This window comes from Cedecea sp. Ae19-4, assembly GCF_059801165.1.
In genome coordinates, this window is record NZ_JBCHWG010000001.1 from 112,703 (window position 1) to 127,368 (window position 14,666).

General features: G+C 54.5%; 14 protein-coding genes. 5 read left to right on the forward strand and 9 right to left on the reverse strand.

All coding sequences use genetic code 11. The features are described 5' to 3' along the window. Window positions 1-4: 4 nt before the first annotated feature. Genes fimF through AAIE02_RS00550 form a run of 4 tightly spaced genes read left to right on the forward strand, consistent with a single transcriptional unit; the run spans window position 5 to window position 3,432 of the window. Window positions 5-532 carry a type 1 fimbrial adaptor subunit FimF gene (fimF, locus tag AAIE02_RS00535; protein WP_166866583.1) on the forward strand — a complete coding sequence of 176 codons (528 nt, stop codon included), beginning with the start codon at window positions 5-7 and terminating at the stop codon, window positions 530-532. A 12-nt stretch (window positions 533-544) separates the two neighbouring features. Further along, window positions 545-1,048 (forward strand): type 1 fimbrial minor subunit FimG, encoded by a 504-nt coding sequence (fimG, locus tag AAIE02_RS00540; protein ID WP_498531788.1) that lies wholly within the window; start codon window positions 545-547, stop codon window positions 1,046-1,048. Between the two features lie 16 nt (window positions 1,049-1,064). After that, the gene (locus AAIE02_RS00545) at window positions 1,065-1,970 is read left to right on the forward strand and encodes a fimbrial protein (RefSeq protein ID WP_008454332.1); all 906 of its coding nucleotides are present in this window, start codon (window positions 1,065-1,067) and stop codon (window positions 1,968-1,970) included. 28 nt (window positions 1,971-1,998) lie between these two features. Further along, window positions 1,999-3,432, forward strand: a complete 1,434-nt coding sequence (locus AAIE02_RS00550) for an EAL domain-containing protein (protein ID WP_498531789.1) — start codon at window positions 1,999-2,001, stop codon at window positions 3,430-3,432. Between the two features lie 153 nt (window positions 3,433-3,585). On the opposite strand, the gene AAIE02_RS00555 is transcribed toward AAIE02_RS00550, so the two are convergent. The 4 genes from AAIE02_RS00555 to AAIE02_RS00570 form a co-directional block, all read right to left on the reverse strand. Then, window positions 3,586-3,804, reverse strand: coding sequence for an acyl carrier protein (locus AAIE02_RS00555; RefSeq protein ID WP_008454337.1), 219 nt, complete (start codon window positions 3,802-3,804; stop codon window positions 3,586-3,588). A gap of 17 nt (window positions 3,805-3,821) precedes the next feature. Next, entirely contained in the window at window positions 3,822-5,255 is a 1,434-nt protein-coding gene (locus tag AAIE02_RS00560) for an AMP-binding protein (protein WP_166994295.1), read from the reverse strand. Next, window positions 5,252-6,370 (reverse strand): membrane-bound O-acyltransferase family protein, encoded by a 1,119-nt coding sequence (locus tag AAIE02_RS00565; RefSeq protein ID WP_166876646.1) that lies wholly within the window; start codon window positions 6,368-6,370, stop codon window positions 5,252-5,254. The genes AAIE02_RS00560 and AAIE02_RS00565 overlap by 4 nt, the downstream gene beginning before the upstream one ends. 126 nt (window positions 6,371-6,496) lie before the next feature. Further along, window positions 6,497-7,636, reverse strand: coding sequence for a D-alanyl-lipoteichoic acid biosynthesis protein DltD (locus AAIE02_RS00570; RefSeq protein ID WP_498531790.1), 1,140 nt, complete (start codon window positions 7,634-7,636; stop codon window positions 6,497-6,499). 501 nt (window positions 7,637-8,137) lie between these two features. On the opposite strand from AAIE02_RS00570, the gene AAIE02_RS00575 reads away from it, so the two are divergent. After that, window positions 8,138-8,824, forward strand: coding sequence for a glycosyltransferase family 25 protein (locus AAIE02_RS00575; protein ID WP_498531791.1), 687 nt, complete (start codon window positions 8,138-8,140; stop codon window positions 8,822-8,824). 66 nt (window positions 8,825-8,890) lie between these two features. On the opposite strand, the gene AAIE02_RS00580 is transcribed toward AAIE02_RS00575, so the two are convergent. The 5 genes from AAIE02_RS00580 to AAIE02_RS00600 are packed head-to-tail and all read right to left on the reverse strand — an operon-like array spanning window position 8,891 to window position 14,660. Continuing rightward, complete coding sequence (locus AAIE02_RS00580; protein WP_008454347.1) at window positions 8,891-9,382, reverse strand: DcrB-related protein; 492 nt, start codon at window positions 9,380-9,382, stop codon at window positions 8,891-8,893. Between the two features lie 11 nt (window positions 9,383-9,393). After that, entirely contained in the window at window positions 9,394-11,220 is a 1,827-nt protein-coding gene (locus AAIE02_RS00585; protein ID WP_498531792.1) for an OmpA family protein, read from the reverse strand. Then, a complete protein-coding gene (locus tag AAIE02_RS00590; RefSeq protein ID WP_498531793.1) occupies window positions 11,214-12,560 on the reverse strand; it encodes a GlcNAc-transferase family protein in 1,347 nt (448 codons plus the stop codon). Before AAIE02_RS00590 ends, AAIE02_RS00585 begins: the two co-directional genes overlap by 7 nt. Window positions 12,561-12,578: 18 nt before the next feature. Next, entirely contained in the window at window positions 12,579-13,574 is a 996-nt protein-coding gene (locus AAIE02_RS00595) for a fimbrial protein (protein WP_498531794.1), read from the reverse strand. Window positions 13,575-13,577: 3 nt separating this feature from the next. Beyond that, the gene (locus AAIE02_RS00600) at window positions 13,578-14,660 is read right to left on the reverse strand and encodes a type VI secretion system protein TssA (RefSeq protein ID WP_498531795.1); all 1,083 of its coding nucleotides are present in this window, start codon (window positions 14,658-14,660) and stop codon (window positions 13,578-13,580) included. Window positions 14,661-14,666: the final 6 nt, after the last annotated feature.

The window sequence follows — 14,666 nt, forward strand, 5'->3', positions numbered from 1 at the left end:
AAGCATGACTAAATCTCTTTATATCGTCGGCATCGCCCTGTCACTGTTCGCCGCCGCTGCGGATGCGGCAGACAGCACCATTACGATTAGTGGCAATGTTCGGGACAACGCCTGCGCGGTTGCGGCGGAGTCGAAAGATTTCACCGTCGACCTGATGAATAACCCGGCCAAACAGTTTTCTGCGGTGGGAGCCACCACCGCGCTGGTGCCTTTTCGCATCGTGCTTTCCCCGTGTGGCGGCCTGGCTACCGCGGTGAAAGTGGGCTTTACCGGCGTGGCGGATAGCGTCAACACCAGTTTATTAAAGCTGGATAGCGGCGCGGCGGCAGCTGCAGGCATGGGGATACAAATCCTGAACAGCGCCCGGACGCCGATGCCGATCAACGCGGGATCGTCGGCAATTCAATGGACCACGCTGGTGCCCGGCCAGACCAACGTGTTGGGTTTTTATGCGCGCCTGATGGCAACGCAGCTGCCGGTCACCGCCGGGCACGTAAATGCGACCGCAATATTCACACTTGAATTTCAGTAACCGGAGGCGGACATGAAATGGATTCTACCCGGGAAGGTGCTTGCCGGAGTGCTGCTGGTGCTCTCTGCCACGGCAAAGGCGGATGACGTCACCATGACCGTGAACGGCAGGGTAGTGGCGAAGCCCTGCACGATCTCGACCCCAACGGCCACGGTCGATCTGGGCGATCTCTATACCTTTAGCCTGGTGCAGGCCGGTGCTTCATCCGCCTGGCATGATGTTGTCCTGAGCTTGACCAACTGCCCGGTCGGGACCTCTAAAGTGACCGCAACGTTCAGCGGCACGGCGGATGCGACGGGGTATTACGCCAACCAGGGTACGGCGCGCAACCTCCAGCTCCAGCTGCGGGACAACGGCGGGGCAACGCTGAATAACGGTGCCAATAAAACCGTGCCGGTGGATGCCGGCAGTCAGGCGACGAGTTTTCCTCTGCAGGTCAGAGCGATAACGGTCAACGGCGGGACTACCCAGGGAACCATTCAGGCGGTGATCAATGTCACTTACACCTGGTCCTGATCGCAAGGAGGATGGAATGAAAAAAATCATCGCGTTATTGGCCACTCTGGCCGGGCTGGGATGGTCAACCGCAGGTCAGGCCTTTACCTGCCAGTCGCTGGGGACATCCATCAGCGGCTCCGGCACCGTGAACGTCAATGTTAATCTTGTGCCGTCCATTTCGGCAGGGCAAAACTTAGTGGTCGATCTTTCCCAGTCGATTCAGTGCAAAAACGATGCCCCAAGCCAATATACCGATCCGGTAAGGATCCGGTCCGGCTCGGCGTATCAGGGCGTGCTCTCTGCTTTCAGAGGATCATTAGGTTACTTCGGGGTGCAATATCCTTTCCCGACCACAACGGAAACCGCCTGGGTGAACCATACCTGGGGGGATTATCGTGGCTGGCAGGCGGTGCTGTATTTAACGCCTATCAGCACCGCCAGCGGCGTAGTGGTTAAAGCCAACACCATGATTGCCCAGCTTATTCTGGAAAAAGAGGATTCCATTAACGGGAATCGCCAGATCATCAACTGGAATATCTACGCGAACAACGATGTTGTGGTGCCAACCGGGGGCTGTGACGTGTCCGCCCGTAACGTGACGGTGAATCTGCCTGATTACCCGGGCACGGCGCCTGCGCCCGTCACCGTGCGCTGCGCGCAGAATCAGAGAATCGGTTACTTTTTGTCTGGCAACACGCTGGGCAGCGATAACTCCATTTTCACCAATACGTCTTCCAGCTCGCCTGCTCAGGGAATTGGCGTTCAGCTTTTGCGAAATGGTGCCGCTTTGGGGGCCGGCAGCGCTAACACCGTTTCGCTGGGAACGGTAGGGACGACCCCCGTTAGTCTGGGGCTGACTGCGACCTACGCGAGAACGACCGGGCAGGTTACGGCCGGTAATGTGCAGTCGATCGTTGGGGTGACGTTTGTTTACCAGTAGCGGCACACCTGGAAAAGTGAGCGAGCGTGTGACCTACGTTCTCTCGCCCTGCAACATGATGGCGTGTGGGCTTGAGAATCTGTTAGCCGCAGGTCAAACCCGGGCGGTATTTTTCCCTGGCTCAGGGGAAGAAAGATTGCAGGAAGAGAGCGGGGCGCGGTTTGTAGTCTATCTGCCCGATCAACCTTACTGGCTGCTTGTCGTCTTGCGGCAGGTAGCGCAGCTGCTCGATCGCCATGATGGCCAGCTCCCCATGCTCATTTTGAGCCGAAGCTCAGCCTCATGGATCTGGCGTTCGCTGCAGAAATTAGTGAAAAAAGACGGTTATCTTGGCGGCGTGCGGGTGGTGCCGTCCGATCTGCCCTGCGCCAGCCTGGCCGCGCTGCTGCACGGGGACTGGGATAACAGCGTCAGCCTCAAAAAACACGCCCTTGAAGAGGAGCTGGTGAGCCAGATCCGGCCCGAAGGTTTGACCCGAAAAGAGCTGGATGTGCTGGTGGACTCTCTCGCCGGGCAGACGATTCAGGAGCAGGCGAAACAGCGCGGCGTCAGCCATAAGACGCTGTATGTGCAGCGAATATCCGGGTTAAAAAAAATGGTTCATCCGCTGCTGCATGAGAAGGCGCCGATGGCGAGTAATCAGCAGAAAAAAGGAGACTCAGCGGGGATGCTGGCCGCCCTTTCACCGTTTGAAAGGGAGCTGGTTTATGCCATTCACAACCGCCAGATTTACCCGGTATTCCAGCCTATTGTGAACGGTGGGCTGCAGCTCAAAGGGCTGGAAATCCTGGCCCGCTGGCATCGAAATGGGCAAACCCTACAGCCCGCAGAGTTTCTGCCGCAGATCCGCTCCAGCTATACGTGGCGGCTGTTAACGGCCTTTATGCTGCAAGAGGCGGTGGGCGGCATTAATCAGTACAAGGGGGAGTACTATTTCGCGGTGAATATTCCGGCCGCGGTTTCAAACAGTGAAAGTCTGTTCGGCATTATTAAACAGCTGAGTACCCGACTGATAAATCCATTCTGGACGGACAGGCTGGTGCTGGAAATCTCAGAAGATCTGAATTTGAATCAGCATCAGGAGAGTCGATTCTTTATTACCCAGCTTCAGCACCAGGGATACCGGGTGATGCTTGATGACTGCTTTTCGCAGAGCAGCGTTTATTTCCCGGTGCGGGAGGTGCGGTTCAACGATTACAAACTGGATCGCAAAGTCGTGGCCGACGCGCAGTATGAACCTCACGCGCTGGCGCTGATCAAAAGCCTGGCGTACTACTGTGAATTAACGGGAAGTTACTGCGTTGCCGAGGGGATTGATAGCCGCGAGAAATTAAGGTTGCTGCTGGCATCCGGGGTGCATCTCTTTCAGGGGTTCAGTATCTCTCAGCCCGTTTTTAAGTTTGAACTGCGGCAAATGATCGCGGCTTTGAAAAAAAGAGAGACGGTGCAGCCTATAGCCTGAATCAGCGCTATTACCCTAACCCTCTCCCTGGAAGGGAGAGGAGATAAATCACGTTCCCTGCCTGGCCTTTCCCCCTCTCCCCTTGGGGGAGAGGGCCGGGGTGAGGGGTTGAACTGTTCCCGTATGTTTGAGTGAGACCGCTAATAACCGTGACTAGCGATTCTCTTCAATATAACGCGCCAGATCCGCCGGGGTTTTCAGCACGGTGGCGACTTCCGTCGGCGGGATCATGCAGCCGTACACATCCTGCACTTCCAGCACCAAATCAACGGCCAGAATAGAGTCGAGAATGTCGGACTCGATCAGTTCATCGTTAAAACCGACCTTACGGGATAACACTTTTTCAAACAGGGCGAGAATTTCTTGTTCCATCTTATTTTCCTGGGTCATTAATTCGTGCGAGCCTGGGTATCCAGCAGCTTGCGGTCGATTTTGCCGTTAGGGTTCAGCGGCAAAGCGTCTTTAATAATGATTTGTGAAGGCACCATATAAGGCGGGATCACCTTCGCGAGCGAAGTCTTGATCGCCTCCGGGGCAAGGCCAGTGACGCAGAACGCTGCAATGCGCAGCACGCCGCCGCCGGACTTCATCAGCGGCAGTACCACGGCTTCGCTAATACCGGACATCGCCAGCAGGCGGTTTTCAATTTCGTTGATTTCAATGCGGTAGCCGTTCAGCTTGATCTGGCTGTCGTTACGGCCCTGGCAATACAGCAGCCCGTCTTCGTAGCCGAGATCGCCTGTGCGGTAGCCGCGGTATTGCTCGCTTTCGCGGTGCAGCAACTTAGCGGCGTTTTCCTGCGGCAGGCCGAGATAACCGCGCATGACGTTTTTCCCCCAGATAATCAGCTCACCTTCGGAGGTAATCTCCATGTGGGATTCCGGCATCATGGTGCCCACCGGCAGCACGTCGTTTTCGCTGTGCAGGATCTCGTCGGTGATTTCAATCACCGTGGTGGCGATGGTGGCTTCCGTTGGGCCATAGGAGTTCAGGATTTTGGCCTGCGGGAAACGGCGGCGCAGTTGCCTGACCAGCGCTTTGTTCAGCACTTCACCAATAAACACAAACACGCTCAGCGCGGGCAAATACTCGGCGCTGAACTGCGGGGAAAGCAGCTTCTGGTAGGCAAAAGAGGGCGTGGAAACCCAGGCCGAAACTTCGTTGGTTTTCAGGCGATCGAGCCAGTTTTCAGCGGCAATATCTTCCTTGGCGTTCAGCACGATGTGCCCGCCGGTGGCGAGATTCGCCAGCAAAGGAATAAGAGACAGGTCGAAGCTGAACACCGCGTGGTTCATTAATACCGGCACGTCCGGCAGCGCAAAGTCATTGCGCACCCACTTCATGAAGTGCCATAGGCTCTCGCGGCCAATCTGCACGCCTTTCGGTTTCCCGGTGCTGCCTGAGGTAAACATGATGTAAGCCAGATCGGGCTCGGCCAGCACGCTGCCGGTTTCGCCGGTCGCCACAAACTGCTTCGCCACGACGTCGTAGTAATAAGGGGCGCTGGCTAGCTGGCAGATCTCTTTCAGCCGCTCCTGCGGGTAGATGCAGTCCACCGGAATATACGGGATGTTGTGCAGCAGGCAGCTGTAAATTGCCACGGCAAATTCGGCCTGCTGATGCCCGTATAAAACCACCGGCGTGCCGGCGGGTTGTTCGCACTGCGCGTAGCGCTGCGCCCAGTCGGTTGCGGCGACGGAAAGCTGTTGCCAGGTCAGGGCGGTATCGCTGCCGCTGATGGCTAACTGGCTGGGGCGCGCGGGGTCGAGTAATGCCGCACGCAGAAAATCCTGCAGTTCCTGAAGCTCTGGATGAAGGTTCATAGAGGTGACATTCCACTAAAGATGTAGAGGGAGACCGCGGCGCTAGCCAGCGTCAGAATTCGTCCAAAAAACGCGATAACCGGATGGCGTAAGCCGTTACTCAAGGCCGGGCTGCGTTTGGCTGACCAAAGCAGCATGTTATGGGCAACGGAAATGGCGCCGAACAGCGCGCCGCTGATGACGTAGTGTCGTTCAAGCCCGTTCCAGGCCCCCATGCAAAAGAGCGTGCAGAAGATGCCCACGTTCTGTGCTAGGGTTTTGTTTTGACGGAAGAAATCGAGCTTCATCAGATTCATGTAAATCGGCATAAAGACCACGTCGCGCAGCCACTCAGACAGGCTGATGTGGAACCGGCGCCAGAAGTCCTGCGGGTTTTTGGCCAGAATCGGCATATTGAAGTTGGCCGGAATATTCAGGCCAAACAGCCGCCCGGCGCCGATAGCCATGTTGCTATAACCCGCAAAATCAAAGTAGAGATAGGCGCTGTAGGCGACCGACATCACCACGCCGACGGTGAGCGTGAACGGCCGGTGGCTCCAGGATTCAATCACCAGATTGTCGATAAGCATCGCAAACAAAAATTTCTGCACGACGCCGGTGACGATTTGCTCCACGGCCAGTAAAAACTGTTCGCGGGTCAGCCTGAATACCGGCTTATTAATATCGCCGACCCAGGTTCTCCAGCGGTACATCGGGCCGGCGAGAATAATAAACGGCATAAACAGATAGCAGAAATAATGCAAAAAGTTCTGGCCATCTTTTTTGCTGCGGTAAAGCAGCACGTCAATGGCGCGGAAGGTCATAAACGACAGGCCAATCATGCCCCAGTGATTATTCAGGTGTAGCTTCACCAGCAATAGCGGGAGCAGCGTGAGAGTGACCGCCTGCCAGGTTTTTAACCAGCCTTTCTCTTTCAGGGTGACAAGAAGATAAAACGCAAAGAATACCGCCACCGGAACCAGGTAATCGCCCTGGAAAATATATCCCCATGCCAGCGCCGCCAGCACGGAGAATGCTGCTAAATAGGTCAGCCGGTAATGCAGTACGCGGTTAACCAGCGCAAATAGCAGCGCCGATGAAAACAGAAAGAAAAAAAATGCCCCGGAGCTATACATCATTCATCCTTCAGAATTTTTGATATTCAAAATGCACTTTGATACTCATGCTGTCGTCCACGGAAGACCATGCGATCACCGTGATGGCCAGCAAGAGGTAAAGCACAAACAGGCGAACGGCAGTTTTCATCGTGTAAAGCTCTCGGCAATAAAGCGGTCCATAGCAACCCACGCCAGCTCGGTGGGATGCAGGCGATCCCAGTTCCAGCCGTTTTGATAAGGCTGGGCGTACATATCGAAATAGCGCACCTGGTTTTGCTCGAGATACGCCCTGACCTGGCGGTCAACGGGCTGGAATTTTTGCGTGTTTTTCAGCGCCCACGGGTTAAGCGGATCGACGATCACCACGAACTGGGCATGGCGAGATTTGAGCAGATCGATGGTGGCCTTGAAGGCTTCCATCTGGCGGTTTACCACCGGCGTTTCATACCACTCTTCCGCCGTTTTTCCGTCTTCATAAACGCTTTTGTCCATCCACAAGGTGGCGGCACTTTGCTGGCGAACCTGATTCAATACGCGGGCATGGGCCAGCTGTTCGTTCCAGTCTGGCGCGACGTACTTATCAGCGGGAGCGGGCCATGGGCGGTGAGGTTCAGGCGTAATGCGCAGCCACGCCAGCCAATGGTTTTTTACCAGGGTGCAGAAGTTAGCAAACTCATAATTAATAGACTGCCAAATTACTTTTGGCCGCCAGCCGTATATTTTCATTTCGCCCAGGGTTAAATGGCTGATGTCCTCTTCATCAATATGGTGTAAGTAATTGACCAGGAAAGGACGGGCTTTTTCATCCGCCATCAGTGGGTTAAAAATAGCGGCCGGGAAATGATCGGCAAAAATAGCCGGAGGAATAGTGTCAAAATAAAAACTGTCCGGGGCAAACAGCAGAACAATTTTACTGTTGGCATTTATATCGTTTTTAAAACGTGAGAGCAGCAGGAATTGTGTGATGTTATCGACATAACTATCCCCGTAAGCCACCACCGGCTGATGTAATTGCTTATTAAAGTAATTATATACAGCGTAATGTTCATCTTCCGATGTCGACACCTCAGAAGCGCCGAGGAAAAATAATGCATTACCTTGTAATGCATGGGAAATTGTCGCTATTTTCTCTGATTGCTCTTTCGCTGTACCGTCCATGCTTTTAATCAGCGGCTGGAATGTTAGCGGCGTGAACAAGCCCGTCACCAGGGCCGGAACGCATAAGACCAGAACGGCAAGCAGCGCCATCAGGATATGTAGGCAGAGAGTATTCTTGATTTTCATTATTAATATGAGGTTACATGACTACCATTTGTTTAAAATTTGTTATTTTTTATCAACACAACAAATCATCCCTGTGCATCGCTGCACTATATACCAGCCTTTCCCCGATGATGAGCGTTGCTGTGTAACGGTATGTACAACGAAGTACGTATTGTAATAATTCCCGCTACGCTTTGATGACGGGGGAAGTTGTATGGCCAGGCCGCGAAGGCTTATGGACTTACGTCAGGTATTTTTCTGTCAACATCCCGCCACGTTTGGGAATTTCCTCTGCCTTTCGTTAAAAGTAGCGGATGACTCAGTACGCTCTTGATGAAAATAATCTCGCGCTCCTGAGTGAGCGCAGAATTTGAACTGAATATAAAAACTTCCCCCGGCAGGGCTATCGGCAAGAAAGATTCAATGACAGTATCTTGAAAGAAAAATAAAGCCATAATCCTAAAATAGACCTGTTGCCCGTAAGGGCATGGAGTTTGCGATAAAATACAAGCTGGCAATTATTTGGAATGGCTGAATATGTGCGTAATAAACTGGGGTTTTATTGATAAAATTGTCTATATCAATCTGGCGAAGCGTCAGGATAGAAAGGCTGAAATTATCGCGGAGTTAAAGAAGGTTCAGGCTCCGGAAGAAAAAATTATCCATTTTCAGGCCATTGAGGAAGAAGAGGGCGCGCTGGGCTGCGCAAAGTCCCACCTGAATGTCCTGATCATGGCGCAAATAAATGGCTGGAACAACGTCCTGATTCTTGAAGATGATATGGTGTTCGATGAGGATCCCCAATCTATTGAAAGAGCTAATATTTTTCTGGGTGAGTTAGCGCGCACTGACTGGGATGTGGGGTTTCTTTCGGCCAGCTATTACATCATTAAAAAGGTGAGTTCCGCTTTTTATAAAGTCGAGTTCGCTTTTCTGGCAAACAGTTATCTGGTGAACAGGCCTTATTATCGAACGCTGATGCACAATTATTCTCGGGCCATTTATCGAATGGAGCAGGGCGAAGCGCGCAATAAAGCTGGACTGGATACCAACTGGTTAAAACTGATGGCTCAGGGAAACTGGTACGGTGTATATCCCTGCATCGGGCATCAGTGGCCCGGGCTCAGTGATATAGAAAATACGGTCATGGACAGACGAGAGTATTTTAAACGGCCAATTGAAGACATTAAACGCTACGGCTCATTTTAAGCCTGGCGAAGAATGAAGGGGCTGAAGCATCAGCCCCCGAAAAGAAGGGATGCTTCAGCGGGAGGGTTATTCGCTTTCGCCGAGGGGCGCTTCCAGAGGAACAAAGCTGTTAATAATCCGGACATAATGTTTACGCTGTGCTTCGGTGAAATCATTATTTACGGCCAGGGTAAACACCAGCAGCTTACGTTTATTCGGGTTCAGCACCGGGTGCCCCGGAAGCGTAATGATAGACGAGACCTGGCGGATCCAGGTGCCGTCCTCGAGAAACTTATTCGCGGTTTGCAGGACCGGCAGTTTGGCAGGCCCGATCTCATGCCTGAGGTTCTTCCCTTCGACCTCGAATCCCGGGACGAAGCGTTTCATTTTATCCCACTGTTTTTCACAGAACTGATCAACGGTCTGCTCTTCTTCAAGAGTGGTGCGGTTGATCAAGATGTTATAGGGATTGTGATCCTCATCCATGTAGCGAAGGATATTGATCGACTGATCCTCCTGCGGATTCAACGTCACGAAACTGCCCTCATTGAGGGGGTAGGTCACAGGTTTGTTACTCATAAGCGACTCTCTCAATCCTTGTAGTCTTGCATAGATAACGGAATGATTTCGACGCGGCGGTTTTGCGCGCGTCCTTCCTGGGTGGCGTTACTGGCTATCGGGCGAGAGTTGCCCGCGCCTTCAACGATAAACTGGCTGGCGGCCAGGCCCGAGTGTTCCACCAGCCAGTCGCGGATAACGCGAGCGCGCTCTGTGGACAGGGCCATGTTGACAGTGGCAGAGCCGGTGTTGTCAGAATGGCCGATGATCAGATACATCTGCAGCGGATTGCGCGCCATCTCAGGCACCAGCTGCGTCAGAATGTGCTGGCTTTCCGGCATCAGGTTACTGCTGCCGTTCTCAAATAAAGGCGCGTTGTTCACGAGCTGCAGGAATGCCGATGCATCGGGTTTGTCATTTATTCCCAGTAGCCTTTGGATCGGCTTTATCTGGCTAATCTGGCCGCGAATTTCCACCGCATCCTGCTGTATGGCGTAGCCAATGCCGCCCGCGAGGCACAGCAGCAGCAGGGCGGCGAGTGCTTTAGGCCAGCGTCGGCGGCGTGGGATCTCCACCGGCACTGGAATCGGCGCAGGAGAGGGGGTAGGAGGCGGTTCTTCAACCGGCGGCAGGGGAATCTCCGGCAGCGGAGGCAGGGCGATAGAAGCCGACAGGCCTGGCAAAATACCGTATCGCTCTGAAAGCCACAGGGACCAGGCCCCATGCCGGGTGAATCCCTGGCCGTGATCGGCGAGAGTGATGCCGGCAAAGTCGAGCTGGGTGCTGTCAAACAGGGTTTGTAACACGTTCATGATACGGCTTTCAGCCAGCCAGGAAAGCAGCGTGCTGGCTACCGCGTGGCGCTGAATGGCGTAGAGATCTTTCCCGTCGTCATTAGCTTCCAGCTCGGCCAGCAGGCTCGCCCACTGATGCTCAAGCTTGAGGTGGCCGTAAGGCGGCTCGGCAAGCCCGCCGGTCCAGATAGCCCGATCCGGATCGTGGGCGGAGCGCTGCTGGCTGAGCCGGGTGTAGAGCCCCAGCATGCAGGGTAAAGGCTCAGAAAGGCGGATGGATGAAAAGGCGTATTGCCAGGCGGTAATTTGCTCGATCATGATGCTACTGCTTTCAAAGCCGTCGGCAAGCAGCGGGAAATAAGCCATCGTAGCAAGGGCGATGTTATTTTTCTTTAAATACGCCATCCGTTTGGCCAGGCCGTTGGCGTTCTCCTCAATCACCCACAGGATCCCATGCTCGCTGCCGGATGACAGGTTTGACTGGCTGAACCATTTTCCAGCAAACGGCCCGATGACGAAGATCATTAAGCGCGGGGATCCTGCCGCCCCGGGCCGTGGGCTCACCCAGGATGCCGTTGCGTGTTCCGAAGGAGGCGTCTCTGCCCGGGCGCGTGAAAAATAGCGGGCACGTTTAGCCGCCCGCAGCGAGACCAGGGCATCGGTACTGCCTTCAATTTGCATCACCAGCGTCAGCAGCTTCCAGGCGTAGCGAAAAATGATCTCGCTGTCGGCGTTGAGCAGGGCATCCAGCCGTGCGGAAAGGGGGAGCGCTTCCTCGCTGTCAACAAAGCCATAGAAATACTGCACCAGCGAGTAGCGTTGCCAGGACAGAGAGTTGTTTTGGGCATTGCTGCTCAAGCGCTTATCAAAATAATCACACAGCGCCCGGCACAGCGCCTCGCTTTCTTCAGGCGCCTGGTTTTCCACCAGCAGCGCCTTGTTGAACTGCTCAATCAGCGAGATCAGCCTGAGCTGAAAGTCCGGCGCAGAGGGAATAATGCCGTCAAAAGAAAACAGGGTATCCACGCTGACTAATCGACAAAAAAGGGCTTCACTTTTCACCATGTCTTCTCCGTGACGGTGCCCCAGCCCAGGCTGTCTGACCAGGTGCACAGCCTGATCGAGCCTGGTTTACTTAGGCTGGTGGTTTTAAATTCCACCGGAAGCGAGATCTCTTCCGAGGACGTTTTTTGGCGTAGTTCATGCAGTTCGCTGCGGGTGAGCGTTTGCCTGTGGAACAACTCGTTCTGTTGGGTATAGACGCTGATATGCAGTGCGCTTACGTCGCCGTTGTCTGCTTCATAATCAGTCTTGCTCAGCGTAAGGGTCTTCTTATGCCAGGCATATTGCCGACGTAGCCATTCGGCATGGTCGGCGGGCGGATCGGGGAAGAAATTCACTTTATTCTTGGCCATGACTTCCGGTAAAACTGTGCCGTTTTTCAGGCAAATACCGGCCTGATATTCAAACTGTGCCAGCGTTCTGATCTTTCCCAGCCCATAGGGGGCCAGGCCGCCTTCAGGCTCACTCTCCAGACCCAGCACGGTTCTGACTCGCTTTTTCGACGCGGCATCGCGCTCCCACCAGGCCTTCTCAACGGAGCCCTGTTCTTTGGCCTGATTCGTGTGGTCGCCCCAGACTTTGCTGTGCTCTTTGCGCTGATAGTAGTGCCATAGCAGAGGCTTATGGGGATGGTAGATATCGTAGCCGTGGCTAAACGCGCGCACGGCCATAGCTATTTCCTCACCGGCGAAGAAAATCTGTGGGTCGTTGGGGATCTCTTTTACGAAGTCCCCGCGGGTAAAAATAAATCCTCCGGCCAGGTAGCTGCCCCTGACGGGCTCGGGAGATTCAAAAGGCGTGGAGCTGAACATCGGGAGCCCCTGCGGGTTGAACTCCCGGAAGATTAAGCGGCTCACATAACGTTTTTTACTGGCTTCTTCGTCTTCTCCGGGAACAAACGCAGGCGGGTAGGAGGAGAGCACTGGCCGGGGAGATGTCGCCGCTAGCTGGCGCAGCGTGGTTATCATTTCGTTATCCCAGCCGGGGATAAACCGGCAGTGGGAATCAATTTGCAGAAAATAGTCTGCTGCCTCAAATAGCGATTCCGCGAGGCTCCGCGCCCAGCAGGCCCCCTGGCTGGCATAGTAGTGCACGCTGATGAGTTCGATTCGGGCCTGCTGGAAACTGAAAATAAACGCCTCGTGTCCGGCAACATGCCGGCTGCCCATGGGGACGAAGCCGTGTCGCGTAAAGAGGCTGAGATCCTCATCGTCCTGCCAGCACACGGCAATGTGCAGCCTTTCAGGCTGGCTGGCGTGGCGCAGCATATCCTGAAGCGTCGGGATCAGCTGCGGATCCCGATAGCTGGCAATGCTGATAAAAATTGTTGCGGGGTTGCCCATATTTCCTTATTCCCTGGCTTACTGAATACTAAAAATAATTTCTGCTTTTGCCGTGAACAGGCCACCGGCAGGTGCCGTACCGTTGCCCTGGAGCAGCGTCGCTTTCCAGGCAAATTCAGCCGGACCCTGGCTGGTGATAACCCGTGAGGATTCAGAGGTGGATCCATCGACTTTCATGGTTTTGTTGTCGCCGTCGGTGATGCGGATTTTCAAGCGATCCATATTGCCGTCAGAGTCTTTGATACGAATAAAACCGCCGTCTGCCGTAGGGGTATCGGTAATCATCGACGCGGAGGCCGAGTAGGATCCATAGTCACTCTTACAGACGATGGCGAAGTCCAGGCTGCGGGTAACCCCGGCTTTTAGCAGCGTGGGCGTCACGTCGTTAAAGTCGATAGTTTTAGCGTTATCCGCAGTGCAGGCCGGGGTACTGATAATTTTCATTTCCCCGATAGAGAGGCTATGGGTGAACGACGCGGGGTTATCTGACAGGATATAGTTGTAGCCAATTTGTCCGGCGGGCAGGATGGTATCCCCCGTCGCGGCATTGGCCAGGCGCAGGTTATTGCTGAGTTTATAAAACTCAATTCGATAAAAAGACTGCGGTGGAATATCGAGTGAACCAACCGAGCTGCCATTTGAGAAAGTCAGATAACTGGTCGACGGGAAATTACCAAACGCCGAGCCGTTGCTCGCCAGCATTTTGATGCCAATGCCCGGAATGTTGGTCGCATAAATTTTTGTGGATGTATCCTGCCCGGACAGCGACACGGCGCGTTTGCCGTACTCTGTTCCCTTAATACAGTCGTCATAACCTACGCCAGCGCCGCCCACCGTCGGGCTGTCATATTGGGCTATTGGCGTAGAAGTACTCACCGGCGCATCAGCGGAAATAATGATTGTTTTAGCGTCAATGCTGAGCGGCGTGGGGGTCCCGCGCGCCAGCGTACAAACGGCCCATGCGCCAGGCGACATCAGCAGCCCGGAAATCAGAAGGGTGAGTATCCTTAGCATTGTTTATTCCTTTTCCTGGTTCAGCATTGCGATAACTTCTGGGGGATACATTTTTTGCAGCTCGGCGAAGCTCTTGCCTATGCTTTCCTCCGCGTATTTCAGCACCGGCACCAGCGGGCTGCTTGGCTCTGCCACGGCAAACCAACTGCGGATTTCCTGCAGGCGCTGGAGCGCTTGCGCGCGCGTATTAACCCCTTTTTGCGGTTCATGCCGCGCAGGACGAGGCACCGGGACTGGAGGCTGCCAGGCCGCTTCGTCAGCCGGGACGGCTACCTGACCAGGGAGCTGCGTGGGCACAGGCTCCGGCACGCTTTCGGGGGCTTTTTCCAAAGGGAGATCTCTGGCGGGCATTTCGCTGCCAAACTCGCGGCTAAACATGCCAAGAATGCCGGACAACAGCGGCAGCTCAGGTGCCTCGTGTCCCAGCGTCTCCGCCAGGATCTGTTTTATCTGCTGCACAAAGTAATGGGCCTGCGTTAGCGGGCGAATCTCTTCTCGTGCGCTGGTGTGCCATTCGCGAATGATGGCGGCGACGGCCTCGTCCGACAGCGCACCTTCTTCTCTCGGCAGCTGATGGGCTTTTTCAAATTCTTTAACGGTAATTTGCAGCCCGGAAGCTTTGGGCAGCGGTTGGTTGCGCAGATCCGTCAGCAGACCACCAATATCCTCCAGCTCGGCGAAGGCGTTTGCCCGCAGCATTGGCTCGAACTCCCCTTCGTCAAGCAGCTGTGGATGAAGGTCGTCCGGCCAGCTTTGCAGCAGGGCAAGCAGCGCCTCCGCGCCTTCGGCCAGCGCAGACAGCCCGCGCTTACGCAGGCGGCAGCGCATCAAAATAACCACCAGGCGAACATCTTTGCTTTTTTGCAGCAGGGCCTTGCAGTCGCGTTCGGTTTCCGTCCAGTTCACCGGCTCAGCGGCTTCAACGAAGTCGCCGTATTCGGCCCCAAGCTTTGGCTGCAGGCGCGACTGCAGCATGATAAAAGCAGGATCGTAATCGAGCGCTTCGCCGCAGGGCGAGTCGCCCTGAAAGGGCTGCATCAATGACTGGTAATAGTCCGAGCAGGTCAGGCTTTCGTATTGATTCATGTGCGT

Excerpts from the sequence above, each read along its gene's own strand:
- fimG (WP_498531788.1), top strand. The coding sequence starts at position 545 with ATGAAATGGATTCTACCCGGGAAGGTGCTTGCCGGAGTGCTGCTGGTG.
- AAIE02_RS00600 (WP_498531795.1), bottom strand. The coding sequence starts at position 14,660 with ATGAATCAATACGAAAGCCTGACCTGCTCGGACTATTACCAGTCATTG.
- AAIE02_RS00580 (WP_008454347.1), bottom strand. The coding sequence starts at position 9,382 with ATGAGTAACAAACCTGTGACCTACCCCCTCAATGAGGGCAGTTTCGTG.
- AAIE02_RS00590 (WP_498531793.1), bottom strand. The coding sequence starts at position 12,560 with ATGGGCAACCCCGCAACAATTTTTATCAGCATTGCCAGCTATCGGGAT.
- AAIE02_RS00560 (WP_166994295.1), bottom strand. The coding sequence starts at position 5,255 with ATGAACCTTCATCCAGAGCTTCAGGAACTGCAGGATTTTCTGCGTGCG.
- AAIE02_RS00570 (WP_498531790.1), bottom strand. The coding sequence starts at position 7,636 with ATGAAAATCAAGAATACTCTCTGCCTACATATCCTGATGGCGCTGCTT.
- AAIE02_RS00555 (WP_008454337.1), bottom strand. The coding sequence starts at position 3,804 with ATGGAACAAGAAATTCTCGCCCTGTTTGAAAAAGTGTTATCCCGTAAG.
- AAIE02_RS00595 (WP_498531794.1), bottom strand. The coding sequence starts at position 13,574 with ATGCTAAGGATACTCACCCTTCTGATTTCCGGGCTGCTGATGTCGCCT.
- AAIE02_RS00565 (WP_166876646.1), bottom strand. The coding sequence starts at position 6,370 with ATGTATAGCTCCGGGGCATTTTTTTTCTTTCTGTTTTCATCGGCGCTG.
- AAIE02_RS00545 (WP_008454332.1), top strand. The coding sequence starts at position 1,065 with ATGAAAAAAATCATCGCGTTATTGGCCACTCTGGCCGGGCTGGGATGG.
- fimF (WP_166866583.1), top strand. The coding sequence starts at position 5 with ATGACTAAATCTCTTTATATCGTCGGCATCGCCCTGTCACTGTTCGCC.
- AAIE02_RS00585 (WP_498531792.1), bottom strand. The coding sequence starts at position 11,220 with ATGGTGAAAAGTGAAGCCCTTTTTTGTCGATTAGTCAGCGTGGATACC.